The following is a 26,473-nucleotide window of genomic DNA, read 5'->3' on the forward strand; positions in this document are numbered from 1 at the left end:
GGTTGCATAGCAATTACTGATTAGCGGTTAACGCGAATATCAAGATTGTGGGCAAGTGGAAATTTTCACGAGATTGTTATAATAAAGTGCCTGCTATTACAACGTTTTTGGCGGAAAAACGCGCTTTTCGCATGTGTTGAGATGTCGTGATGACCTGTAAAATAAGCTTATGATTTACATCCTAGGGTTTAGTCGCTTTTAGGTATTCACTGTGCCCCCTTGGTTCCTCGCTTAAATTCCGTTATTGCAGATATTGTGTATATAACGGGGGATATCGGGCATGGGCGACGGCGCGGAAAGCATATCTTCTTCCAAGCCCCTGGATGGCATGGCGGCGGCCAGTCCGATTGTCTTTTCCGGCACTCTGGGACTATTTCAACGCGCTTCCGGCACATGTCTCGATACGGCTGTCGTGTTTGCAAGCCCCTGGGGGCTGGAAGAGCTTTGCACCACGCGGAAGTTCTGGCGCATCATCGCCGACAGGCTGTCGAGCCGTGGGATTGCATCGCTTCGGTTTGATTGGCCGGGCACCGGCGACGGGCGCGATGACATCGACTTTTTTTCCGGGCTGGAACTCTGGCGTAAGACGCTGATCGAAGCGGCAGACAAGGCGCGGCTTTTGTCGGGTGCAAGCCGCGTCGTGATCATCGGGCAGAGCCTTGGCGCGGCAGTCGCCGCCGAAGCTGGACCGCGTATTGAAGGTCTGGACGCACTCGCACTGTTGTCTCCGGTGATTTCCGGTCGGTTTTACACCCGCGAACTGGCGGTTTGGTCGAGCATGGTCGATGCCGATCTGGGCCTTCCCGATGCGCAGCGGATCAAAGGGGCCGTTTCCATCGCGTCCCTGACGATGACGCCCGAAATCGCAACTGAAGTGAAGAAGATCAATCTTCTGTCGCTGCCTGAAAAGCCTGCGGACAAGTGCCTTCTGCTCGCAAGGATCGACCGTCCGAATGACGCAGAACTGGCAGCGCATCTCGAAAAGCTGGGCGCGGAAGTTACGGTGGAAGCCTTCACCGATTACGATAAGCTGATTTCCAATCCGGTTATTTCACGATTGCCGTTGAATGTTGCGGATCGGCTGGTCGATTGGGCGGTGGCGCTTGCCGGTTCCAGACCCGCCCGGAACTGTGCCGATGAAAGCGGTCTTGGCGGGCAGATCGCGGGCGACAGCTTCGTCGAAACGCCGGTCGCATTCGGTTCACATAGCCGTTTGTCGGGTGTGCTCTGCGAACCCTCAGGTGAAAGGAAGGGACAGACGGTCCTGTTCCTGTCGTCCTCTTATGATCGGCGCGTCGGATGGGGGCGGACCACCGTCGACATGGCGCGCAAGCTGGCGCGCGATGGCGTGCCGTCGCTTCGCTTCGACATTGCCAATGCCGGCGACAGCCCGCCCAATCCGGGCATGCCGGAACAGGTGCTTTATACCCATGCGCCGGAGGCCGATGTGGCCGACGCGCTCGATTATCTGGACACGATTGGGCTTGGGCGTCCGGTGTTGGCCGGTCGTTGCAGCGGCGCGTTCCTTGGGCTGCACTGCGCGGTGCTGGATGAGCGGGTATCGGGTGCGGTGCTGGTCAATCCGGTGACATTCTATTGGTCGCCGGAGCTTTCAGTTGACGATGTGGTCCGGGAAGGCAATCGCACGCTGGAAGATTATGGCAGCCGCGCGATGCGTCTTGATACGTTTAAGCGCCTGTTTCGCGGAGAACTCGATATTCGCGCCATCCTGCGCAATCTTGTGCGGGGTGTCAGTGGGCGGGTGCTTGGGCTGGCGCGCAAGCTCTTGCGCAGCCGCACGGTTGAAGGCCGGGCGATCTATTCCGCTTTCGATGAATTGAAGCTGCGGCAGGTGCCGCTGACGCTGGTCTACGCCGAAAAAGACACCGGCCGCGAGCATTTCAATTATTATTTCGATCAGGCGGGCGACAAGGTGCAGGGCTTCGACAATATGAAGGTTGCGGTCATTCCGGACGCCGATCACAATCTGACGCCGGAACATGCACGCACGGTCTATATCGATGCGATCCGCGCGCTGACTTTGAACGCTGGTTAAAACCAGACGGTTCGCGCCGATCCGGCAATGCGAATTTCGCCGGACGGTTTGCCTTCGAAACCATAACGGGGGAGAAGGGCGACACGCTTTGTCTCGCCGGGGGCGAGATGGAACCAGTTTTCAGCTGCTCTCCAGCCTTCCGCGTCGATGCTGACCGATTGTGCCAGCACGGATGTGCTCAGATCGAGAAACCAGTTGCCGCTGTCTTCCACGAGACTGCATTCAATTGCGGCATCGTGGAAAGCTTTGGTGCGTCCCTGCGGAAAATGAAAAGCCTCCGCGATGGTGGCTTCGCCACGTTTCAACTGGGCGACCGTCACGTCATGGGCCGGAGGGCCGAAGCGATAGGCATAAGTTGTGTCGAAAAATGCACCGAACAATTCGGTCGCCGGTATCGTGACGCCCGAGCGTGCGGAGAGTGAAATATCCCGGCGACCGCTCACAACCGGCTGCGCACCGGCGCGCAGGCAGGCGAGTTCCAGTGTCAGATCGTCGGCATGGGGTTGTTCGTTCAGGACGTGAATGGCAAGCCCGTTGACGCCTTCGTCGGTCAAGGCAACCTGCACCGGACGAAACGCGCGTCTCAACCCATGCCATGCAGGTTTCGGTTCGCAGGTCGCATCGACCACGCCCCAGCCAGCGCCGGGCAACACGTCCTGAAATGTCCAGACCAGAGCGCCGAAACAGGTGCTTGCCGGTCGTCGCCATTCAGCAAAGGTCGCCTCCATCACTTCCGCCGTGACGGCGCGGGAAAGATGGAGATACTGCTCCATATCCTCCCGCCGCAAGCGAGCCGGATCGTAGCCATAGAGCATTTCCAGATAGGCATCGCGCACATCTTCGAAATCCCACGACACGCCGCGATCACGCGGAACACGGGCTTTCCAGCGCGGATCATGGACTGCGGGCACGTCCAAATGCGCCTTGAGCGTGCGTGCTTCGGGAACATTGGAGAAAGCCAGACTTTCGGTTGCAAAGCGCACTTCGGCGCGGCGCGCGTCGTCCAGTGGTCGGCAATAGGCGCTCACGCCATAATAATGGCTGACGCCTTCATTGCTGATGAAGGGCAGCGCCCCATCGCAGGGCGAGTTCGGCACATAAGGAATGTCAGGGCAGAATTCGCGCACGATGGCAGGCAGAATTTCTTCTGTCAGCGCGCCTTTCCAGATTGTCTCGGGCAGGCCCATCATGGCGCCCTGCTGGTAAATCTCGCTGCCACCGCATAACACCGTTAGCGAGGGTGCACGGCGAATGGCGCAAAGAAGCTGTCGTACTTCATCCTGTACCTTGGCGACGAAGCCCTCGTCTTTCACCGGATAGTCGAAATTGGCGAACATGAAGTCCTGCCAGACCATGATGCCGAGTTCATCGCAAAGGGCATAAAAGTCAGGCGTTTCATAAGCGGTGATACCGCTGATGCGCAGCATGTTCATGCCCGCATCCTGCGCAAGCTGCAACCACGGTTGATAGTCGGCGCGTGCGCCCGGCAGGCGGACAATGTCGGCAGAACTCCAGACAGCACCGCGACAAAAGACTTTCTCGCCGTTTATCACCAGCGCAAAGGATTTTCCGTCCGATCCGCGATCCACGCTGATGCGGCGAAAGCCGGTGCGCCCGAGCGGCTGCTTTTTGGCGTCGATGGACAGTTCCACATCATGGAGCGTCGGCGCGCCATGAGTGTGCGGCCACCACGCTTCGACAGCGGGAATGGTCAGGTTCGCCTGCCAGCGACCATCCGTTTGTCGGTTACAGGTGATCTTCGATCCCGCGCAATGCAGGGCCAGATTTTCAGCATTGCCCGCGTAGGTAAAACTGACGGTAAGTTCTCCGTCGCCATTTTCATGAAGCGTGGATTGGATAGCAATTTCGGTAACAGCTTCCGCGTCGGCTCGGCTGATCGTCACCGGACGCCAGGGGCCAACGGCATGAACTTCCGGGCACCAGCCCGGCATATGACCAAGCGCTGTCGTGCGGATCAGGCGCAAGCCTTGCGTGTTCATCAATTGCGTGCGCCACCGCGCACGCGGGCCCTTTTGCTCCAGCCGGGGACCGAGAGCACGGAAACAGAGCGCCAGCTCATCCACGCCCGTCAGCGTGACCGGCAGGTCGTGGGCGAGGAACATGCTGTCGCTCTTGTGAACCAAAGCACCGTTCAAATAGACTTCGCAAATCGTGGCAAGACCCGCAAAATGCAGCATTGCCTCACCGGGCGGCTCTAAGAGGTCGAGAAAATACCACGCATCCTGATTGTTCAGCGGCGTCGGAGCAGTGCGGCTGAAATGGCCTGCCTTTTCAAGCGCTTCCGCCACTGTGCCCGGAACCGGCGCATCGAGATATACCCCATCGCGCAAGACATCGCCCGGCGTTGCGGCCTCATTGGCTGCGGTCAGGAAAAGCCGCCAGCCCTCAGTGAGCGGGCGGCTTGTGGCAGTTTGTTCAGGCAGCATCGCGACCAAGTTCTGTTTCAAGCGCTCCTGTCATGCGATCCCAAGCATCGGCGGCAGGCACCAGCGCGCTTGCCAGCGTATCGAACTTCTTGCGCATCACTGCACGCGCAAGCTGGAACTGCACCGCCTTGGCCGTCTCGGCGATCTGGATCGCATCGGCAGCGGCAGCGGTAAAACGCTTGCCTTCGCCCAGCCATTGCAGATGGCTTGCGGCCAGTTCGAAATTCGCGCCGAGCTGGCGCAGCGTGTTGAACGCATATTTGTGGAAGAAGCCGAAGGGACGCTCCGCAATCGCTTCCACCTGTGCCGGAAACACAGCGGCGAAAGCGCGGATCGGATTATCCTTGGGCCTGCGCGCAAAGTGGCGCGGCAGCAGAATTTCCGCTACGCGCCGCTGATGTGCTTCACTGGGCACGTCCTTCGGGAATTTCGCAAATTCCGTATAGGGCAGGAAGGGCAGGTCGGCTTCCGTCAGATGACGCTGGAAAACGCCGTCGAAATCCTCGCCCTCCAGATGATAAAAACCGCCATTATGGAAATAATCGAGCGAGCGGTTCTCTACATCCATGCGGTTGATCGCGATGGTGGTTTTGCCATGTTCGGTGCGATAGCTCACGCCATGCGTTTCAGGCATGAAATAGCTGTCCATCTCCACCATGCACAGCCGCCCGCGCGAGATCTGTTCCGCGATATGGCCTTCTACATTGTCGAAAATCGCAAGTTCCGTCGCCCGCACGCCATAGAGCGCTTCGAGGTCTTCCAGCGGCACCTTGAAGAAGGTGAACTGGTCGCCCTCGAAATCCTGCGTCAGCGTAAAGCCCAGCATGGCTTCGGGGGCGACCTGAAGCGATGACAGCACTTCGATCCAGAGATCGACATAGCAATTGGTTTCCGGCCAAATGCGTGTCTGCGCATGCAGCGCATGCGGCGCGTAGGTTTCTGGCGAGATATGCGGAAAGACTGCCTGCATGTCGCGCTTTAACCCCACAATTCGTTGCGTACGCTCTCCGGCCAGGCTTTGACGTCGAGGCCGTGATGATGGAACAGCGCCAATGCGATGCGCTCCAGTCCGAAGCCGACGCAAGCCGTGTGCGCAACTTCGCCGTCATGCTGCGACAAGCCCCATTTCACGCCGAACTGGTCCTGATGATAGTTGAAGCTCATGCAGGCGGTTGGCTTTTCGACGCTGGTGATCGGGATCAGCAGTTCGAATTTCAGGTTCTGGTCACGCTGGTTATTGACCAGCATGCGTCCTGCTCGTCCGAAGAAGGGATCGTTCGCCACGTCGATTTCAACCGGCAGGCCGACTTTCTTCATCATGTCCGTGCCGCGCTCGATCCAGAGCTGGCGGAATTCCATCACATCGGCTTCCGTGCCCATGCGCACATATTCGCGCATGCGGAACAGCTGCTGGCGGGCAGGGTCGACCGATGGTTCATGACGGAAGCAATAGGATTGCAGGTCATAGAGGCCGCCGCCCTGCGGCAGCGGTCCACGCTTGGCAATCGTCGGATAAAGCGGATAGCAGGCGGCGGGCGTCAGGACGATGTCTGTCGCCTTCTGCTCCAGCGTCCAGTCTTCGCCAGCATCCATGCATTTGATGAGGTTGATATGGTCCAGCTCGCAACCGCAGAAGCTGTGCACCGTGCCAGCCAGCTGCGGGAAGCTCTTCATATAGCCGCTTTTTTCAAAGTAAGCGCGATTGAGGCCGGGCGGGAAGCGGATCGCTTCTGCGCCATCAGCGCCACCGGTGCGGTCAACAAGGCGCTCGAAGGCGACGATGACATCTTCAAACTGGCCGGAGCGTCCGTAAAGGCCGTCCACGCCGGTTTCAATCAGCAGTCCGGCATCGAAAAGCCGGTTGAGAAAAGATCTTTGCGCGTCCATGGCATTATCCCAAGAGGCTGGTGTTCTGTTTGTGAATGAGCAGCATGGTGGCCGTGTTGCCGAGGATGCGCTCGTTGGAAATCATGAGCTGGGCCGAATGCGCATCGCGCAAATGACGGCCAAGGCTGTAGGGCGTGCCGTTCTTGTAGCCCATGATGCCGCACACCAGCATGGCGTGGTTGATGACCTGCAAGATCGTCTGCGAGGCCGCGACCTTCAGATTGTTCATCGCAATGGCAAAGCCCATGGAAGCAAGCTTGTCCGCGTCGTGCTTCGCGTCCTTATAGGTCTTGAGGCAGGCGACGATTTCCGATTTCAACATTTGCAGCATGTTCGAGGCTTCGGCGACGCGCAAAGCGCCCGGCTGTGGTGCGCCCGGATTGCGACGCGCCGCGGCGCGTACGAAAGCCTGCGCGCGGTTCACGGCATCGACGGCGATGCCATACCAGAGCGAACTCCACAATGTATGGGACTGCGCCAGCATGGACTGCGCGGCAATCTCCGCAAACGGATGCGGCAGGATTTGTACCTTGTCCGCTTCACCCCGGAACACAAAGCCTTCCGAACAGGTGCCACGCATGCCGAGCGTGTCCCATTCATTGGTCTTTTCCAGCGTGTACTGGTCTTTCCGGAAAACGGTCATGACCTGATCGGACGAGGCCGCACCTTCATGCGAACGCGACGTGATCAGGACGGCATCAGCATAGACGCCATAGGAAATAACCGTAGCGTTCTTTTCCAGACGGCAGGTGTCGCCATCGATTTCGATCGCGCAGATGGAGTTGCGCAAATCGCCGCCAATGCCGCCTTCTGTCGTCGCCGAGGCGAGCAGCAACTGTTCGTCCGCGACGTCACGCATGAAGTTGCGATGCCATTCTACCGATTGCCCATGCTCCACCAGGCTGGAAAGCTTGATGTGGTGCATCGCGAAGATCATCGCGCTTGCAGCACAGGATTGTCCCAGAATGCAGCACAGTTCTGCAATCTGGTCGATCTCGGCGCTTTCGCCGCCCAGATCGCGCGACACCTGAATACCGAGCAGGCGCTCGGCCTTCATCGCATCGATGGCTTCCTGTGGAAAGCGTCCTTCCTTGTCGACACTATCGGCAAATTTTCCGGCGATGGCTGCTACGCGACCTGCACGCTCGGAAAGGCTATTCCCCCCGCCTGCATTCATTACACGGCCTCATTATCCTTGAGGATGCTGGTGATCGTCTGTTCAATCGCGCTGATGCTCGCAAAGGACTTGCGATTGAGAAACTGGTCCGGAAATTCGATGTCGAACTTGTCTTCGAGGCCAAGCATCAACTGCACCGACGCGAAGGATGACAGGCCAGCCGTATAGAGATCTGCATCGTCAGCGATGTCGGTTACGGCTATGGGCAAGCCGCCAACTTTGGTCAGAAGTTCCCGAATGGATTCATTCATGATTCATTTCCCCGCGTTTGGTGCACGGATCGACGGAAGCGTCTTCATCCGGCGCACCATTTGCCTATGTCAGCTCTTGAAGGTCTACAACCCCTGCTTGAGGCGATATTAGTATCAGGAAGCCTTTATATTATGTTGACAGGATGGGGCGGTTATCGGTCAAATGTGCAAAGCGTCGCATATAGTTAAATATTGATGATGGCGGCAGCCGCCGTTGATCTGCAAGACAAGGCCAAAGTTGGGAGAAAGTTGCGTGTAAATTCTTTTCTAGGTCTTTGAATTTATCAAGAATAATATTCATATTCCTTTATTGAGAAAATAATATTATTTGGTAAAGATAAGAGAAATACGCAATAGAATGGCAATGAAGTCTTGAAATGATCGATATCATATACGTTATTACGCCGATATTCGCGCTCATGGCATTTGGTTTTCTTGCGGTGAAGGCGGGTTTATTCCCGGCTGCTGGTGTTGGCAGTCTCATCTCCTTCGTGAATAATTTTGCAACGCCCTGTTTGCTGTTTTACTCGATTACGACGAGCGACTTTCGTTCCGCCTTCGATCTCAAGATCATCGGGCCGTTTTACGTGGCGGCGATCATCTGTTTTGTGCTGGGCATTACGATTGCCCGCAAAGTCTATGCGAACCGTCCGGGCGAAAGCGTGTCCGTTGGCTTCACCGGCACATTCACCAATACCGTGCTGATCGGCTTGCCGATCATGACGCGCGCCTATGGCGATCAGGCGCTGCCGGTCACCTTGTCGATCATCGGTCTGCATGGGGCCATCCTGCTGACTGTCGGCATGATGACGATGGAGCTCGTGCGTCGCGACGGTGAGGTTTTGAGCAAGACAATCGTTGTCGCGCTGCGCCGTATTGGTTCCAACCCGCTCATATGGGGCATTGCCGCTGGCATTATAGGCTCCAGCCTCGGCCTCCAGCTGATAGAGCCAGCGGATGCGTTTTTCTCGATGATGGCGCAGTCGGTCGTGCCGGTTTCGCTGTTCGGCATCGGCGGTGCGCTGACCCAATTCAAGCTCTCGGAAAACTGGAAGCAGGCCCTCGTTGCATCGATCATCAAGCTGATGGTGCATCCGGCGCTGGCCTATGTCCTGATGATCTGGGTGCTGAAGGTGCCGGTGGAAACCGCGCGTTATGGCGTGCTGCTCGCGGCCATGCCCGCCGGGGTGAATGTCTATATATTCGCGACCTATTACAACCGCGCCTCCGGTGTGGCGGCCAATGCCATCCTCATCGGCACGCTGCTGTCGGCGGTCACCATGTCCTTCTGGCTCTATGTTCTCGGCAGTTAGTTGTGGAACCGGTCCGGCACGCGTCAGACTGCGCGCCTGCGTTTCATGGTGATTTCGTAGCGTTCCCATCCGACAAGTACAAAGCTGGAGGCGACGATCAGCAAGGCGCCGACGAACACGTTTGAGGCCGGGATCTCCGCCCAGATCGCGTAGCCGTATACAAAGGCCCAGATGAGGCCGGTATACTCCACAGGCGCAAGCGCGGAGGCGGGCGCGTGGCGGAACCCTTCATAAAGAAGATATTGGCCGAGCGTGGCGATCAGGCCGAGACCAAACATGAGCGCCCAACCCATGGCATCGGGCCATTGCCAGATCCACGGAAATGAGACTGCACAGGCGATGCCGAAGATCAGGCTCGTGGCGAACATCTGGGTCAGCGTTGTTTCACTGCGGCTGACAAGCCGGATCAGGATCGTGCTCCATGCCCAGCAAAAGCCAGCCACGACGCACATGATGGCGGGTATCAGGTTTGGCGAATGACCGGGATTGGCCGCAATGAGAACGCCGACGAAGCCGCCGAAACAGGCGATCCAGCGACCGGTTCCAATTCGTTCCTTCAAAACGAGAATGGACAGGAACATGACCATGATGGGTGCGGAGAAATAAAGTGTAGTCAGCTCGGCAAGGCCGAGAAACTTGGCTGCATTATAGAACAGCAGCCATGCAAGCAGCATCAGCCCGGCGCGCAGAACAAGCGTCCCGCGATAGGGGCTGTGCATGATCGACGGGTGACGATACTGACGCACCAGAATGCCGGTGATCACCACGATGACCAGACTGCGCATGAACAGGATTTGCGGCACAGCATAACTCGCGACCAGCCACTTTACTAATGCATCCTGCAAAGCAAAACAGGCATAGCCAGCCGATGCCAGCGCAATTCCGACCAGCGGCTTCGTTTCCTGCATGCCCGTTGACATAATGACCCGCCAAACCCGTTATTATTCAATGAGCTGTTACTCCTGGCGCGGAGTAATGTCATGTCAAAAATAATGATCGATTGATCAGGGTTTCTGACAGGATGCGCGCGCAGTTTTTTCCACTCATGCGTGCGGTTATATTCAGACTTCCATGCAATGTTGAAAATTGTTTTCTGAAGACAATGTAAAATACGGCATGTGCCGTATTTTGTTAAATGTTTCTGTATGTCTATTCGATGACCTCTTGTCGCAAATACATTTTAGTGACAAAGAAAATAAGAATTTCGGGGCAAGGGGGATATCGTGCGGTCGGGGACACTGGCGGGGGCGCTTGGCGCGCCGGGATGGCGTTATTTGTGTGCGATGTTGCTGGGGCTTTACGCAATATTGTTCTGTTCGATATCGGCACATACTGCCCCGATTATCACCTCGAACTCTTTCGGTGGTCCTAAAAACACAGCAGTGACGGGTACACTGACAGCCACGGGGAGCGGAGGCGTGCTTACGTTCAGCCTCGTCACTGCTCCTTTGCATGGAACTATTGTGCTTAATGCCGGTGGAAGCTTTACATATACGCCTAATGCTGAATTCACGGGCGGTGATTCATTCAAATACCTGGTGGAAGAAACCAGTGGAGCGACCAGAGAATCTTCAGAAGGTAATGCTTTCTTCACAATATCTGATATGTCTCCGCAGGTAACTGCCGTGAGTGTTCCTGCAAATGGCTATTATGGAGAAGGATCTACACTGAATTTCTCCGTAGCATTTGATCAAAATGTTTTTGTTACGGGCACGCCATCTTTGTCACTTACTATTGGTTCGACTGGTCGATCCGCCGGATATGCAAGTGGCAGTGGCACATCGGTCCTTAGTTTCGCCTATTCAGTTCAGTCCGGTGATATGGATATGGACGGAATTACACTTGGTTCATCGATCGCAATGAACGGCGGGACGATCCTCAGCAACACAAGTCAATCGGCCATGCCATCGCTCAACAGTGTCGGGTCTATGGTCGGCGTGCTCGTGAATACGTCGAAGCCTACAGCCGTAATCACGACCTCATCGCTACCATCCGATACGGTTCAACGCTTCACTGTGACGTTTTCAGAAGCTGTCACGGGGTTATCCTTAAATGATTTTGCTTTTATAATGACCGGCAATGTCGCAGTAACGCCTTTTCCAATACAAACGCAAAGCGGTATAATTTATACGCTTGACGTTGGTGTAACCGGCAACGGCACGCTCAGCGTGCAGTTGCTATCGGGAGGTGTCGAAAGTAAGTACGGAAATCCAAACACTCCTTCCAACACAATGACTGTGCCTATACTGCAATTGTCAAATGCAGATTTGCAGAACCTCACTCCCAGCGCAGGCATCTTAACGCCTGCCTTCGCTCCCAACACAACCTCATACACGCTGAATGTAGCAAGCGACGTCGAGAATATTACGTTCAGGCCCTCGCTTGCAGATGTAAACGCAACGATTGTCGTCAACGGGGCAACAATACCCAATGGAACGGCCACCCCTGCAATTAATCTGGCGGTTGGAAGCAATACGGTTTCGACGACTGTAACTGCGCAGGATGGCACCACCAAGAAAACCTACACTGTCAATGTCATCCGCGCGCAGTCGGGCAATGCCGATCTTGTGGGGCTGGTTCCGAGCGTCGGAACACTGGACCCTGCATTTTCGCCGAGCACGGCCACGTATTCGTTGATGGTCCCCACAGATACGTCATCGCTCCAACTGACGCCCACATCAGCAGACGCGGCGGCTACCATTACGGTCAATGGAGCAACCGTATCATCTGGTGGTTCAAGCAATGCACTCCAACTGGGTGCTGGTACCACGACCGTCACGGTTGTCGTGACAGCACAGAATGGAACGACACGCAGCTATACGATAAACGTTACCAGGGCTGCATCAGCGGACGCAACGCTTGCAAGCCTTATTCCCAGCGTCGGAACACTTGACCCGGCATTTGACAAAGAGACGCTCAGCTATTCTCTCAACGTTGAGAATAGTGTCGAAAGCATATCTTTCGCCCCAACGGTTTCAGAACCCTCAGCGCGGGTCAGTGTTGCTGGTCGCGGTGTTGCGTCTGGAAGTTCCAGTGCACCCGTCGGACTGGCTATTGGTTCGAACACGGTTTCGATTGTTGTGACTGCGCCAAGTGGAGCCAGTCGCAGCTATACGGTTGTCGTCAGCCGTGCGGCCATGGTTTTCCCCGATCCGACGCTTGATCCCGAAGTGATCGGCTTGTTGAATGCGCAGACAAGTGCCGCACGACGCTTTGCGCAGGTTCAAACACGGAATTTTCAAAACCGGCTAGAGCAATTGCATGATGAAGGCGACAGGCGACGGTCCAGCCTCGGCGTGCGGCTTGGTGGTTCATCGGCTACGCAGCAACCGGAAGACCCGGCCAATCCATCTTCTTCTGCATCGTCGGGAGGAATTTCGCCTCTGGGTTATGCCTCCGAAAAGCGTGATGCTTTTCCGGGCAAGGCGATTGGCCTGAAAGAGCCGGAACAGCCCCAGCGGAGCTTTGAGCCTGATCTTGGACCGGTCGCCTTGTGGAGCAGCGGCTTTGTCAATTTCGGCCAGCGCGATAGCGGCAAGCTCGATCTGGATTATACGCTTGTCGGCGTGAGCGGAGGCATAGACTACCGGTTCTCGGAACGCTTCGTGGCGGGCTTCGGTGTCGGTTATGGACGGGATCGTACAGATATTGGCGATAACGGTACTGAAAGCCGCGCCAATGCATATAGCGCCGCTGTCTATGGTAGCTTCAAGCCGATCGACAATTTCTTTATCGACGCGCTTGTCGGTGGCAGCATTTTGGATTTCGACTCAACGCGCTTCATAACGGCTGACGCAAGCTTGACGGATGGCAAACGTGACGGCCATCAACTGTTCGGGTCCGTCACGGCTGCATACGAGTTTCGTCAAGAAGCATGGCTTGTTTCGCCCTATGGCCGGATGGAAATGTCGCGCTCCTGGCTTGATGGCTATTCTGAAGGCGGCGATAGTATCTATCGTCTGACCTATGGCGATCAGACAGTGGACACCGTCACGGGTGTGGTTGGTTTGCGCGCAAATTACTCCATCGACTACACGTGGGGACGCCTGACACCAGGTGTCCGGGCTGAATATGCGCATGATTTTCAGGGGGCAAGCCGTGCCGCAATGGGTTACAGCGCGCTTGGCGGGCTTCCCTATGCACTGGATGTTGAAGGCGAGAGCAGCGACAGCGGCAATGTGGGCCTGTCGCTAGATTTCAGCTTCGATAATGCCTGGGCAACCGGCATCGAATATCGAACCGGCTTCGGCGGTTCTGGTGTGAGAGACCATGCAATTGCACTGCGGGTCGGTGCGAAATTCTAGTCAAAAGCGGCCGAAAGGCCGCTTTTTTCTTATTATCCGGTCCAGTTTTCCGTTCGACGGAACAAAAGCGGCGCAGCACTATTTATAAGGTGAGCAATTATTAGCCGGATGCACTATGGACCGTTATGGTGGGGTTCCTAATCGAAATCTGCCTTTGAACGCAGCACACACCAGATTACCCACTCTGGCCGCGATGGCTGGCGTCATTGCTGTGTTCTATTTTGCCAAAGATGTTTTCCTGCCGCTGGCAATTGCGATTCTGCTGACCTTCATGCTTGCGCCAATTGTTGCCTTCCTGCGGAGGTTACGGCTGCCGAGGCTGGTGGCAATCATCACCAGCGTTGCTGGCGGCTTTCTGATCATTGCAGTTTTCAGCGCAATTCTGGCCTTTCAGGTAACGGAAGTCGGGCAGAATATTGCGACTTACCAGTACAATATCATTGAAAAGATACGGAACCTGAAGAAGGCAGGCACGGAAGGCGGGATTATTGACCGTCTGAACCGCTTTGCCGAAAGGGTGGGGGCCGAGATCAATAGTCCGGAAGATAAGCCGAACGTTCCGGGCATCAATCCGGAGCCGGAAAGAAAGCCGGTTCTGGTCGAGGTATTTTCGCGTCGAAGCCCCATTGAAACACTGGAAAGCATCATAGGGCCGCTGGTCAGCCCACTGGCGACAACGGGCCTCGTCATTGTGGTGGTTGTGTTCATGTTGCTTGAAAGGGAGGAACTGCGCGACAGGTTCATCCGGCTTGTCGGCTATGGCGACCTGCACCGAACCACAGAGGCCCTACAGGAAGCTGGTAGTCGTGTGGGCCAGTATCTGCTGACGCAGCTTATGGTCAACATCGCTTATGGTGTTCCATTGGGTATAGGCTTGTGGTTACTTGGCATACCCAATGCGCTGTTGTGGGGCATGCTCGCCATCGTCTTGCGGTTTGTCCCCTATATCGGACCAGTGATAGCTGCGGTGATGCCGATATTTCTGGCCTTTGCGGTTTCACCCGGCTGGACTTTGCTCATCTGCACGATTGCACTTTTTATTGTTGTGGAACTCATCAGCAACAATGTGATCGAACCCTGGCTTTATGGTTCCAGAACAGGATTGTCTCCACTTGCAATCATTGTATCCGCAATTTTCTGGGCGTGGTTGTGGGGGCCTGTAGGACTGGTGCTTTCCACACCATTGACGGTTTGTCTTGTTGTTTTGGGTCGGCACGTTCCGCAGTTTGAGTTCTTTGAGATATTGTTCGGTGATGAGCCGGTTCTTGATCCCGAGGAGAGGCTCTATCAACGCCTGCTCGCTGGAGACCCTATTGAAGCGACAGACAACGCGGAAGAGATACTCGAAGAGAAGTTTCTGGTTGAGTATTATAGCACGGTTGGAATTCCAGCTCTTCTACTTGCGGAGCAGGATAGGGCGCGTGGTGCACTGAACGACAAGCAGCTCGACGATGTGACGAACAGTGCAAATATGCTGGTTGCCAATCTTCGCATGATCGCCAGTGAAGAACTCGACAATGATGAAGATGTGACGGTCGAAACCGCATCGGACGAAAAGGCCAAGATCGAACTCCCATCCGGCGATGGAAAGGTGATCGTCAGCATCGGGGGACATGATGCGCTGGGGGACATCACCGCCGAAATGGTGGGACAGGCGCTGTCGGTTCAGGGTGCGCAGGCCACTGTGATTGGCCATGCGGGATTATTGCCAAGTCAGTTGAGCAAAGAGGCTATTGCCGCGGCGTCGGCTGTCGTCGTCTGTTATCTGAATGTGGAATCTGCGATACGCGGCAGATTTTCAATCCGCAGATTGAAGCGCTTTAATCCGGATGCCCTGATTGGCATTGCAATTTGGTCGCTGACGCCAGCCAAAAATCGCAAGGAACCCGCGGAGCTTCAAAGTCGAATACACGCAGACTTTGTTTCGTCTGATATCGTTGACGTTGTGATCAACTGTCTTTCGGAGCAGAAGCCCTCAAAGCTGCAAGCCTCTGCATCAGCAGGTGGAAAGCGTTCATCATCGCGCGATTAGTGTCGTCTCGACCAATCGGTCGATGCGCAATACATTAGCTCACCACTCTGCCGATTGGACAGAAATCTGCGTGCTCGCCATTTCGTATCGAAACCGCTCCGCGATGGACCAAGCCAGGAATAACGCACAAGCCACAACCACCGTGGCCACATAAGTGTTCGGGCTCATTAGATTATCCGATGTTCAGTAATTGCAGCGTAAATACTTATCAGGTTCGTTGCCGACAAGCTTCAATAAGACATGGCTGCTATGCGTGGCCGCTTAAAACCCTGCCTGTGCTAAAAAGGCGCTGCTTTCAATTCCAGCGATAGCCAGACACCAAGCGTTCTTTCCTTGTGGTCGCGGCCATTGGCGGTATGATCAGGCCTTCAATGCAAATCAGCGGGAGAGCAATCATGGCCGATACACCAGCAAACATTGCGAAACGAAGCGTCGTCGTTGACGGTTTTACCAATAGCGTTCTGGACCCGTCCCAACCAATGATGGGCCCGTTGCAAAATGGTGGAACGATCATTGCCAATACAGCGCCGGGCTGCTGGGGACCAATGATTACGCCGCGGCTGCGTGGCGGGCACGAGGTCACGAAGCCGGTTTATATTGAAGGCGCAGATGTTGGTGATGGTGTTATCATCCGCATTCGCGATATATCCGTAACATCGCTGGCAACTGCATCGGGGCATGATGCTGTTTCGAACAAGTATTGCCTTGGTGACCCGTTTGTCGCCGCGCGTTGTCCCGTTTGTGACGAGGTATGGCCTGAAACGCACATTGAAGGTGTGGGTCAGGATTCCGTGCGCTGCAACAAATGCGGAACCGCAATCAAGCCATTCGAGATTGTGCATGGCTACACGGTTGTTTTCGACGAAGCGCAAGATGTCGGCTTGACGGTGAATAAAGACGCCGCCGAACGCATTGCAAAGAACGCGAACCATTATGCATCGTTGCCCGATCAATCCGTGCAACATTCCGTTTTGAACTACGCTCCGGCTGATCTGGTTGGTGCGATTGTGCGCATGCGGCCCTTCCTTGGGCAGTTGGGCACCACACCGTCGAAGGCTATGCCGGATTCTCACAATGCAGGCGATTTTGGCGCGTTCCTTGTCGGTGCGCCACATCCTTATGCTTTGACCGAGGAGGAATTGCAGAAGCACAAGACCGATGGGCATATGGATATTGATGCCGTTCGCGCTGGCGCTGTGCTGGTTTGCCCTGTGAAGGTTCCGGGTGCTGGCGTCTATATGGGCGACATGCACGCTGCCCAGGGTGACGGCGAAATCGCAGGCCACACGATGGACGTGGCCGGAAGCGTGACCCTGCAGGTTGAAGTGCTGAAGAAATACAACAATGACGGTCCCGTACTGTTCCCATTGCTTGAAGATTTGCCGCCATTGGCGAAGCCCTTCACGGAGGACGAGAAAAAGCGCGGTGCTAAATTGGCTCAGCAATGGGGTGTCAAAGCCGTTGAGGATGTTGCGCCGATTTCCGTCATTGGTACTGCGGCCAACATGAATGCCGCTATTGCCAACGGTCTGGAAAGAGCGGCCAAACTGCTGGATATGTCCGTTTCGGAAGTGCGGAACCGGGCGACGATCAACGGCGCGATTGAAATCGGGCGCGATCCGGGCGTGATACAGGTGACATTCCTCGCGCCTTTGGCCAATCTGGATAAGGCTGGTCTCGGGGTTATTGCACGCCAACAGTATAACCTCTGATTGCCACTCCTGCCCGCGCCGATAAAGGGCGCGGGCAGGAGGCTATAGCCATCCTTTTCGACGTCAAATTAAACTTGACTATTATAGTCATATATAAGATGAGAAGCAGACGCGCTGCCTTGTGGCGGCGCGCCAGTTTGTTCATTCCCATCCGACCGGGTTAAATAAAGTTTCGACCAATGTGGAACTTGCACCGTCTCTTCCAGAACCATGCCCGGGAGCTGAACCGGTTCTTCCGGCGCAGGGGGCATAATGCGGAAACGGCTGCCGATCTCACACAGGACACATTTGTCCGGGTTCTGACTGCAACGCCCCAGACCGATAACAATCCGCGCGCTTATCTGCATCAGATCGCCCGCAACCTGTCGATTGACCTCTACCGGCGTGAAAGGCTGTTCCAGCAATCCGATCTGGCGGAAGACGAATGGCAGCGGATTGCCGACACCACGCCAACGCCTGAAGCCGTGGTCTATGATCGGCAGCGCCTCGCCATTATCGAAAGCGCGCTCCTGGAATTGCCGGAAAAGACGCGCAGGGCCTTCGAGATGCATCGTCTCGATGAAAAGACGATTGCTGAGGTTGCATCCGAGCTTGGCCTTTCCATCTCGCGGACATGGACGTTGATCAAGCGCGCCTATCTGCATTTGCGCCAGCGGCTGAAGGAAGACGCTTCCTTTTGATCGCTGTTCTTCCGCCAGCGGGTGAAAATTTCCGCCACTCGTCCGTTTCACCAATTATAGAGAGATTGCTCCGGCTTGCGGAGTTGCAGCGCCACGAGGAACCGTTCGTTGATGGATGACAAAGTGTCGAAAAGCGAAAGGCTGTTCGAGGAAGCGCTGGACCTCATTATCCGCATGCAGGACGATCCCGGTAATCCGGTCGCGCTCGACCTCGTTGCGCGCTGGCGCGCACGCAGCGCCGACCATGAGACGGCCTGGCGCGAGGCAATGGAAATTCACGGCATGGCCGGAAAGGTCATGCAGGCGCAGCGCAGCACAGCAAGCGCAGGCCGGGGCATGTCGCGTCGCTCAGTTCTGTTTGGTGGCGCAGCTGGTCTGGCTGCCATCGGACTGGGTTCCATGCTTGGGCCGCAGCTCGTCTTGCAGGCGCGCGCCGACTATCTGACAGCTACCGCTGAACTGCGGCGCGTCACGCTCAAAGACGGAACGCAAGTGACACTCGGACCCGATAGCGCCATCCGGTCGCGCTTCGACGAGCACTCCCGCAATGTTGAGCTTCTGGCTGGCATGGCTTTTTTCGATGTCACGCCGGATACGGCGCGGCCGTTTCAGGTAATGACGGGCAATCTGGTAGCGACGGCGTTGGAAACGGCTTTTGATGTCAGCAATGATGCAGGTTATCTCGCTGTATCTGTCGATCATGGCGCTGTGGATGTGAAGGTTCAGCCGGATAGCCTGCCTGCGCAACCATCGGTCGGTGCAGGCGAATGGCTGTCCTTTGATCCACGCAGTTCAAGCTTCGAGCGCGGCATTCGCGACGTCAGCCAGATCGCAGCCTGGCGGGAAGGGCTGCTGGTGGCAGATCGCGACAGCATTGCCTCGGTTGTGGCGCGTATTGCGCGCTGGAAATCTGGCCGTGTTGTGTTGGCCCAGTCGAGTTTCGGTGCCGAGCGCATTTCCGGTGTGTTCGACCTCAACCAGCCGCTGTCGGCGCTTGAAGCCGTCGTCGAACCCTATGGCGGCAAAGTCCGCCAGATATCACCCTGGCTAACGATTATTTCCACCATCTGATTTTTCGCCCGTTTTTTTTTGAAGCAGGGGGAGAAAATTACATAGCTCCGTCCGTTTCAGATAACAGGGCCGGAAGTTAGCTGCTGCCATACGACAGCCCATTTCCATAAATGGCGGATTGGAGTGGTTGAGCTATGGGGCTTGATGTCAATAATCGTGTTCGGCGGCAGTTTGGAATAGGTATTTTAACCACCGCGCTTCTGGGGTCGACCTGCGTTTTCGCGCTCTCATTGGCGACAAGCGGCGCCGCGCAAGCCCAGACAACAAGGCAGACTGCATTCAACATCCCCGCCGGGTCGCTGTCCGGTGCGCTTGCCGCATTCGGCAAGCAGGCGGGATTGCAGGTGACCTATCTGCCGGAACTGGCCTCAGCAAAGCGCTCTGCCGGTGTTTCCGGCACGATGACATCAGAACAGGCGCTGACAAGGCTTCTCTCCGGGTCTGGTATTTCCTATCGTTTCACAAGCGGCAGCACGGTCGCGCTTTCCGGCCAGACGGCAGCGGTGCAAGCACCGCTTGATGTGGCTGGAACCACCCTTCTCGATACGATCACGGTGACGAGCGGCAGCGGCGTCGCCGCGTCAGATGCGCCTTATGTTACACCGGCAGCGACGAACTATATTTCGGCCGAGACGATTGAGCGGTTCAGGGGTTCCAGTCCCGCCGATATCTTCCGCGGCACACCGGGTGTGATGTCGGGCGAAGCCCGCAACGGCGCGGGTGCAGTCGATGTGAATATTCGCGGCATGCAGGGCTTCGGGCGTGTTGCTACCACCATCGACGGCGCGGAAAACGGCGTCACGGTCTATCAGGGCTATCAGGGCCTTTCGAACCGCACCTATATCGACCCTGATTTTATTGGCGGCATTGATGTGCGTAAGGGGTCGGATGCGACGTCGCGCGGTATAGCGGGCAGCGTCGCCATTCGCACGGTGAATGCAGATGATATCGTCAAGCCGGGCGACACCTGGGGTCTCCGGGTGAAGGGCGAATATGCCGGAAACTCCGCAACGCCGCATGGTGGCGCGAAGGGCGGTTACGAATGGCCCTATTCTCCGGGGAACAATCCGGTCGCCGTTCCCTCCAGCGATGGCCTGGACAGGCCGTCCCTTCTCACGCCGACCGCCGGTTCAGGCAGCGTCGTGGCAGCCATGAAGGAGGAAAACTACGATCTCCTTGCAGGCTATGCCTATCGCAAGCGCGGCAATTATTATGCGGGCAAGCATGGACCTGCGGCGGAACCGATCAATGTCGGACCGCGAAGGATCTGCAACAGTTCGGGTAGCTGGTGTGAAAACTGGCCGTCTTATGTCGAGAATGGTGGTCTGACGAATTACCGTGCCGGCGAGGAGGTGCTGAACACTCAGCTTCAGACCGAATCTTATCTGACCAAGGCGACGCTGCGTTTTGACGGTGGTCACGAGCTTCAGCTTGGCTATAATGGTTTTCGCAGCGAGGCGGGCGATCTTCTCGCCTCGCGCTTCACCAGCGAACGCACCCAGCCGACACAGCAGGAGCTGACATCCGGCACCAAGCTGGATACGGGCACGCTGCGCTATCGCTGGAACCCGGACGACAATGACCTGATCGACATGAAAGCCAATCTGTGGCTGACCAGGCTGGAGATGCGCAATCCGCGACGCGGTTCGCCGATACCGACATCGGAATCGGTGGGTCTTCCATCCGATTACAGAACGGGTTCGGATACCGTCATGTGGGGCGGCGATGTGTCGAATACGTCAAGTTTCGATCTGAGTCGCTATGGGTCGGTCGATCTCACCTATGGCGTTTCCTATCTCAATGAGGATACCAAGCCGAGCGGATATACCGAGTTGCTGGAAGGCTGGTTGCAGCTTCCAAGCGTCTATCGTGACGAAGCCGCCGTCTACACCAAAATGTCCTACAAGCCGGTGGACTGGCTGACATTGAATACGGGTCTGCGCTACTCGCATTACTGGTCGCATAACCGTGGTGAGAGTTCCAATGTGGAGGCGGAACCGAGCGAGCGTTCGCAGGGCGGGGTAAGCCCGACTGCGGGCGTTGTGGTCGAGCCTTTCGACGGCGCACAGCTCTATGTGAATTATTCGAACGCGCTGCGTTTCCCGAGCGTTGTGGAGTCCATGGGTGTCTTCACCGTCATCCAGCCCGATCTTGCTCCGGAGCGGGGCAACAACTGGGATATCGGTGCAAATCTCAAACGGGGCGATGTGTTCCAGAGCGACGACACACTGATGATGAAGCTCGGTTACTTTAACTGGGACATCAAGAACTATATCTCGCGCGAGTGGTGGAGCAGCCCGCTTGGTTATTCGAGCATGCGCATCCACAATATTGACCGGGCGCAGTTTTCCGGTCTTGAGTTTTCCAGCCGGTATGAGGCTGGTGGTTTCACCGCCGATCTGTCTGCGAACTATTATCTCGATGTGGAGTTTTGCCGAACCTCCGACACATGCGGAAGCAAGTCGCTTTATGGCGACTATGCAACCAACCATGTTCCGCCGAAGTATTCGGTTGATCTGACATTGTCGCAGAAAATGCTCGACGACAGGCTGACACTTGGCGGGCGTGTGTCCTATATCGGTCCGCGCGCCATCGGCCATGGCGATGTGACCGCGACTGGCGCAAGCGAGTTCATCTCGCAGACGCGCTGGAAGCCTTATACGCTGGTGGATGTATTCGCCGAGTACAAGGTCACCGACAGCCTGACCGCGACGGCCCGTATCGAAAACTTGACCGATCAATATTATGTCGATCCGTTGGGGCTGGTGAACCAGCCGGGACCGGGGCGCACCTTCTATGCGGGTCTGACGAGCACATTTGGCGGCGATCAGAAGCTGCCGCAACTGTCACCATTCTCCCGTTCGCAAGGAGGATCGCCGGGGATTGACTGGACCGGGTTCTATGCCGGTGTCCATACCGGCATGTCATCGGGGCGGACATGGGGCACAACCACCGCTCTTGATGGCACTGTGGACCCCATATCTTCATCTGAATCGGCAGATCGGGGCTTCGGTACAGCTGCACTCTATGGTGTGCAGGCCGGTTACAACTATCAGCTTGGCAACCGTGTTGTGCTTGGCATTGAGGCCGATGTGAGCAAGACGCGGATGCGTGGTTCGCAGACCGCCGTGATGCAGGAGGACTGGCTTCAGCCGGTCAATGACACGGTGGGTATTCAGTCCGTGACCCATTACGACGTCGACTGGACAGGCTCGGTTCGGGGGCGCCTCGGCTATGCGCTCGACAATCGCTGGCTGGTCTATGGCACGGCGGGCGTGGCCTTCCTGCATGAGAGGCAGACACGTGATCAGTATCGCTACTCGATGGATATTATGGGCAAGGAAAGCACGACCATGTTTGCCGTTGACCAGTCTTCGGGGATGCGCGCCGGACTAACCATCGGCGGCGGTGTGGAATATGCGATCAATGATCGCTGGTCGGTGAAGGCCGACTACAATTACAGCCGGTTCGGAAACCGTAACTTTGCTTTCGAAAACGGCCGGAGTGGCACCAGCGGCAACTATACCACATCAGAACAGGTTGGGACGGAGATCGTGCCGCCGGAGCCGATCATCTGCGAAATTCTGGGCGGAGAGTTCTGCGAACCGAGCGAGCGTCCGATCTACGAGACTGTCGAACACCAGGGAAGCTCCAGTGTCATGAATGGGCGCAAGGCTTCGAACTCGCTTGATACGCATACGGTGAAGCTCGGCCTCAACTTCCACTTCTAGGTTGAGGTCCAGAACGGCTCGCATCGTTGTCCAGACGGTCGCGCCATTCCTTCGTATCCACGCTCTTGTGAAGGAGATGTTCCAATGAATGCCATCGAACTATCAACCTGCAATGTGGATGTCCCATCCAGTGAAGCAATCCGCTATCCCGATGAAAGGCAGCGCGCGGGTTATCTGTCGCTTGGCTTCATGCTTGGCGCTGCTTCTTTGGTTGGACTGCAAGTCCCGCTGATGCCGTCAACTCTGTTTGCCTTCTGTGCGCTTCTCTGCCTTATCCAGCTGTCATCGCGCGCGTTGCGCTGGTTCGAGACGAACGGCGTTGCGCGCCATGCGCTTTCGCTCTGGCGGCGGCTCGGCGCGTTTCCTCGTTTTATCCGGTTGGCGATTTTCGCCTTGGTAGCCATGCTTTGTGTGGTCACACTGGCGCTCGGTCCGCGCCCCTTCTGGCATTTTGAAATGACGATCAACGTGTTGCTTTTTGCAGGACTGCTGCTCTTTGTAGGGCCGCAGCGGCGGGCAGGACCGTGCGCCTGACGTGGCACAGGATGCAGGCCAGCGCAACGTGAACCCTATGGAAGACAACCGGGGACTCGAGACCAGTTTTGTGGAGTTTGTCCTGTGGGCTGCGGCAGGGCTTGTGGTTCTGTCCGTTCATGTTGGGGTGGCGCTTTGGCTCCTGCGTGAGCCTGCAATGGCGGCTGCCGACAACACACCGCCTGCCGCGATCATGATAGAACTTGCGGAAACGCCGGAAGCCGAGATGACGGAAGAAAACGAAATCTCTCCCGATCAAGAAACCGCCGATGCAAGCACGCCTGCGGAAAAGCTGGAGGAGCCGGTTGAAGCCGAACCGGCGGAAGAGCTGGTTCAGCTCGACAAGGTCGAGGTTCCGCTGCCGCTCGCAAGGCCCAAGCCGCAGGAACCGGAAAAGCAGACCGTCCGGAAAGAAGAGCCGAAGAAAAACCCAGTGAAACAGCGCCAACAAGAGCAGGCCGCATCGCGGCAGGCCAATCATGCGCAGGCGCAGGTAACACAATCCAATCGCAATGCGGCCCGCCAGTCGGCATCCGGCATGTTTGCCTCTTCAGTCAGTCCGGCCCGCTGGCAGTCACGGCTGATGGCGCATCTGGAGCGGCGCAAGCGCTACCCGGCGGGCGCGAAGTCCCGTCATGAGGAGGGTGTCGTCTATGTTCGCTTCCGCATCGATGAAGCGGGCAAGGTGCTGTCAGTTTCGCTGGCGCGTTCGTCTGGCTTCGCCGAACTTGATGAGGAAGTTCTGTCGCTGGTGCAGCGCGCTTCGCCGGTTCCCGCACCACCGCCCGACGTCAACAGGACGGTTACGGCTCCCGTAAAGTTTTCGCGGCGCTGATAGTTGCCGAACAATTCGTGGCCGAAAAGGCGGATAGTGACAGTGCGTCTGGTCGTGCTATCACTTGTCGCGTGAGGAACCTGATGCCCGGGAGGAGCAATGGCGACGAATACTGTAAAGGGCCCCGCGTCCTATTTTCCGTCTATAGAGGCCAAATACGGGCGTCCGATCGCTGAATGGAAAGAGCTGATCCGCGGTCAAAGCGGTAAGAAGCACATGGAGCTGGTCGCATGGCTCAAGCAGGAACATGGCATGGGCCATGGTCATGCCAATGCCCTTGTCGCTGACACATTGCGCGAGTGATTGCTCGCCAACCTTGGTTCAGCAGATCTTGCATTCGTGTAGATAGCGTCAATCCAACGAATTGGATTGACGCTTTTCGCGGCTATTAGAGGTGATCGCGCGGAATGGTCTGGTTCCATTCGCGGGTTGTCACCGCTTCACCATTTTCCTTTGCCGTCAGCACGCCGGAAATATAGAAATTCGTGGCGTCCGAATGCATCCTGGTGGTGTTTTCGATATCGATCATCCAGCCCTCGCGGCCCATCTGATAGGCCTGTGTCAGCACATAAGACGCGGATAACGGATCATTGTCATTGATGCGCAGTTCACGCTTGAGGCTGTGGCTCAATTGCGTGCCGAGATCGTCAAAGCGCAAAATACCTTCACCGAAGAGACCACCAATGCCTTCCGTCACATAGAGCGTTTCGCCGGTAACGTGATCCTGTTCGGTCCAGCGGCGCACGCTGCCCGGATCAAGCTGCGTCATCGGTGTTGCCGGGCCATGCGCAGGCTTCTGGAAGGAAACCTTAGCATCGTCGGCAGACGGTTGACGCACTGGCAGATCGAGAACCGAGGTGTCGGTGTCGAGCGTTAGTGTCACGCGCTTAGGCGATGGCCAGACCATCGGCCAGTAGCCGGTCGCAACCGAAAGACGAATGCGGTGGCCCTTTTTGAAGCTGTAGCCGCTATCGTTGAGCTTGATCGCGATCTCATAGGTCTTGCCCGGCACCAGCATTTCCGGCTTGTCATGGCCGTTGATGTGGTTGAGGTTGAAGACCTGATAGCTGACGCGCGTGATACGGCCATCAGGCAGAATATCGCTCAGACGCAGCGAAACCTGTGCAACCGGCTGATCGACGGTGAATGTCAGACGGGCAACTGGCGCGCCCAGAATTTCGAGGTCTTCGGCGAGAACAGCGGTATCGAAGTTGAGCGAGCCGCCATCGTCAAGACGCTGATCGGTCGGGTGTTCGCCGGGGCAACCTGTCGCCATCCATTCGCCACCGGCCTTGCCATGGCTGCTTGGTGAGGAGATTGAGAGTATACCCTTGGCTGCATCGGCCTTGCCCAACGTGAAGTCGGCGCCAAGCGCGAAAGGCTTTGGCGTGATTTCGGTCGAAGGCCAGTTCTGTTCGCCAACCCAGCGACCATTGGTAAAGTCGCGCGAGCCGGTGGGCTCGATAGTATCGCAGATATAGGCGCGCAGCTTCGGCTCGTCCATGATGCCGGTCTCTTTGCCCTTGAGCCACTGGTCCCACCAGCGCACAGCTTCCTGCAGGAAGCCGATTGCCGGGCCCGGCAGGCCGTCCTGCGGATAGACATGGCCCCAGGGGCCGATAATGCCACGCGCAGGGACTTGCAGGTTTTCGAGAAGGCGCGGAACGGCATTGGTGTAGCTGTCGGCCCATGCGCCAATGGTGAGAACCGGGCACTGGATTGCAGACCAGTCTTCGCAGACCGAACCATGCTTCCAATATTCGTCGTAATGCTGGTGTTCGAGCCAGAGCGCCGGGAAGAACGGCAGACGCTCCAGACGTTCAATCCATGCATCGCGCCAGCCAGCGCCCACAATCGCCGGATCAAGCGGACGCGACTGATAGGCGAGCATGATCGTGCCCCACCACAGATTATCATTGAGCAGCAGACCGCCCATGTAGTGGATGTCGTCGCGGAAACGGTCGTCGGTCGAATAGGCGGTGATGATCGCCTTCAATGCGGGCGGACGGCAGGCTGCAACCTGGAGGCCGTTGAAACCGCCCCAGCTCTTGCCCATCATGCCGACATTGCCGCTGCACCATGGCTGCTCCGCGATCCAGGCGATGACTTCCAGCGCATCGTCCTGCTCCTGCTGGATATATTCATCGGCCATATGGCCATCGGACTCGCCCGTGCCGCGCATATCAACGCGGATTGCGGCATAGCCGTTCTGCGCGAAATAGCCGTGCATTGGTTCATCGCGGCCACGCGTGCCGTCGCGCTTGCGGTACGGAATATATTCGAGCACGGCAGGAACGGGATTTCCCTCGGCGCCTTCAGGCAGCCACAGGCGCGCACCAAGACGGGTGCCATCCTTGAGAGTGATCCACAGATGCTCGGTGATGTTGACGGTCATGATCGGTTCCAATTTCAATAAAGAGGAGCCGGTGCGGCATTAGCGCCG

General features: G+C 56.7%; 18 protein-coding genes. 11 read left to right on the forward strand and 7 right to left on the reverse strand.

The features are described 5' to 3' along the window. Positions 1-280: 280 nt before the first annotated feature. Complete coding sequence (locus tag FHW03_RS04585; protein ID WP_182519565.1) at positions 281-2,056, forward strand: alpha/beta fold hydrolase; 1,776 nt, start codon at positions 281-283, stop codon at positions 2,054-2,056. Here FHW03_RS04585 and FHW03_RS04590 read toward each other — a convergent pair. The 5 genes from FHW03_RS04590 to FHW03_RS04610 are packed head-to-tail and all read right to left on the reverse strand — an operon-like array spanning position 2,053 to position 7,818. Beyond that, complete coding sequence (locus FHW03_RS04590; RefSeq protein ID WP_182520046.1) at positions 2,053-4,503, reverse strand: glycoside hydrolase family 2 protein; 2,451 nt, start codon at positions 4,501-4,503, stop codon at positions 2,053-2,055. The two genes, FHW03_RS04585 and FHW03_RS04590, sit on opposite strands and share 4 nt — an antisense overlap. After that, positions 4,493-5,473, reverse strand: coding sequence for a DUF1839 family protein (locus FHW03_RS04595; protein WP_182519566.1), 981 nt, complete (start codon positions 5,471-5,473; stop codon positions 4,493-4,495). The genes FHW03_RS04590 and FHW03_RS04595 overlap by 11 nt, the downstream gene beginning before the upstream one ends. Before the next feature lie 8 nt (positions 5,474-5,481). Then, the gene (locus FHW03_RS04600) at positions 5,482-6,390 is read right to left on the reverse strand and encodes an amino acid--[acyl-carrier-protein] ligase (protein ID WP_138783540.1); all 909 of its coding nucleotides are present in this window, start codon (positions 6,388-6,390) and stop codon (positions 5,482-5,484) included. Between the two features lie 4 nt (positions 6,391-6,394). Then, positions 6,395-7,567 (reverse strand): acyl-CoA dehydrogenase family protein, encoded by a 1,173-nt coding sequence (locus FHW03_RS04605; protein WP_182519567.1) that lies wholly within the window; start codon positions 7,565-7,567, stop codon positions 6,395-6,397. Then, positions 7,567-7,818 carry an acyl carrier protein gene (locus FHW03_RS04610; protein WP_182519568.1) on the reverse strand — a complete coding sequence of 84 codons (252 nt, stop codon included), beginning with the start codon at positions 7,816-7,818 and terminating at the stop codon, positions 7,567-7,569. The genes FHW03_RS04605 and FHW03_RS04610 overlap by 1 nt, the downstream gene beginning before the upstream one ends. A gap of 377 nt (positions 7,819-8,195) precedes the next feature. Here FHW03_RS04610 and FHW03_RS04615 point away from each other — a divergent pair, with 377 nt between their 5' ends. Further along, positions 8,196-9,131, forward strand: coding sequence for an AEC family transporter (locus tag FHW03_RS04615; RefSeq protein ID WP_182519569.1), 936 nt, complete (start codon positions 8,196-8,198; stop codon positions 9,129-9,131). Positions 9,132-9,154: 23 nt separating this feature from the next. Here FHW03_RS04615 and FHW03_RS04620 read toward each other — a convergent pair whose 3' ends face one another. Continuing rightward, complete coding sequence (locus FHW03_RS04620; protein WP_182519570.1) at positions 9,155-10,051, reverse strand: DMT family transporter; 897 nt, start codon at positions 10,049-10,051, stop codon at positions 9,155-9,157. Between the two features lie 363 nt (positions 10,052-10,414). Between FHW03_RS04620 and FHW03_RS04625 the strand changes: the two genes are divergently transcribed. The 9 genes from FHW03_RS04625 to FHW03_RS04665 all read left to right on the forward strand — a co-directional run bounded on the left by FHW03_RS04625 (position 10,415) and on the right by FHW03_RS04665 (position 24,333). Next, positions 10,415-13,435 (forward strand): cadherin-like beta sandwich domain-containing protein, encoded by a 3,021-nt coding sequence (locus tag FHW03_RS04625; protein WP_377514348.1) that lies wholly within the window; start codon positions 10,415-10,417, stop codon positions 13,433-13,435. 115 nt (positions 13,436-13,550) lie between these two features. After that, positions 13,551-15,467 (forward strand): AI-2E family transporter, encoded by a 1,917-nt coding sequence (locus tag FHW03_RS04630; RefSeq protein ID WP_182519572.1) that lies wholly within the window; start codon positions 13,551-13,553, stop codon positions 15,465-15,467. A gap of 395 nt (positions 15,468-15,862) precedes the next feature. Beyond that, the gene (locus FHW03_RS04635) at positions 15,863-17,179 is read left to right on the forward strand and encodes an acetamidase/formamidase family protein (protein WP_182519573.1); all 1,317 of its coding nucleotides are present in this window, start codon (positions 15,863-15,865) and stop codon (positions 17,177-17,179) included. Positions 17,180-17,358: 179 nt separating this feature from the next. Then, the gene (locus FHW03_RS04640; protein WP_182519574.1) at positions 17,359-17,859 is read left to right on the forward strand and encodes an RNA polymerase sigma factor; all 501 of its coding nucleotides are present in this window, start codon (positions 17,359-17,361) and stop codon (positions 17,857-17,859) included. 111 nt (positions 17,860-17,970) lie between these two features. Beyond that, on the forward strand, positions 17,971-18,930 hold the full coding sequence (locus tag FHW03_RS04645) for a FecR domain-containing protein (RefSeq protein WP_182519575.1): 960 nt from the start codon (positions 17,971-17,973) through the stop codon (positions 18,928-18,930). A gap of 134 nt (positions 18,931-19,064) precedes the next feature. Further along, positions 19,065-22,661 carry a TonB-dependent receptor domain-containing protein gene (locus tag FHW03_RS04650; RefSeq protein ID WP_182519576.1) on the forward strand — a complete coding sequence of 1,199 codons (3,597 nt, stop codon included), beginning with the start codon at positions 19,065-19,067 and terminating at the stop codon, positions 22,659-22,661. An 84-nt stretch (positions 22,662-22,745) separates the two neighbouring features. Continuing rightward, complete coding sequence (locus FHW03_RS04655; RefSeq protein ID WP_182519577.1) at positions 22,746-23,195, forward strand: DUF454 family protein; 450 nt, start codon at positions 22,746-22,748, stop codon at positions 23,193-23,195. A gap of 1 nt (position 23,196) precedes the next feature. Then, positions 23,197-24,030, forward strand: a complete 834-nt coding sequence (locus FHW03_RS04660) for a TonB family protein (protein WP_377514133.1) — start codon at positions 23,197-23,199, stop codon at positions 24,028-24,030. A 99-nt stretch (positions 24,031-24,129) separates the two neighbouring features. Further along, positions 24,130-24,333, forward strand: a complete 204-nt coding sequence (locus tag FHW03_RS04665) for a DUF4287 domain-containing protein (RefSeq protein ID WP_078338923.1) — start codon at positions 24,130-24,132, stop codon at positions 24,331-24,333. Between the two features lie 85 nt (positions 24,334-24,418). Here FHW03_RS04665 and FHW03_RS04670 read toward each other — a convergent pair whose 3' ends face one another. Then, positions 24,419-26,425 (reverse strand): CocE/NonD family hydrolase, encoded by a 2,007-nt coding sequence (locus FHW03_RS04670; RefSeq protein ID WP_182519578.1) that lies wholly within the window; start codon positions 26,423-26,425, stop codon positions 24,419-24,421. Positions 26,426-26,473 lie beyond the last annotated feature (48 nt).

Origin of the sequence: Ochrobactrum sp. RH2CCR150, from assembly GCA_014138095.1 — a bacterium.
In the GTDB taxonomy this organism is placed as follows: Bacteria; Pseudomonadota; Alphaproteobacteria; order Rhizobiales; family Rhizobiaceae; genus Brucella; species Brucella gambitense.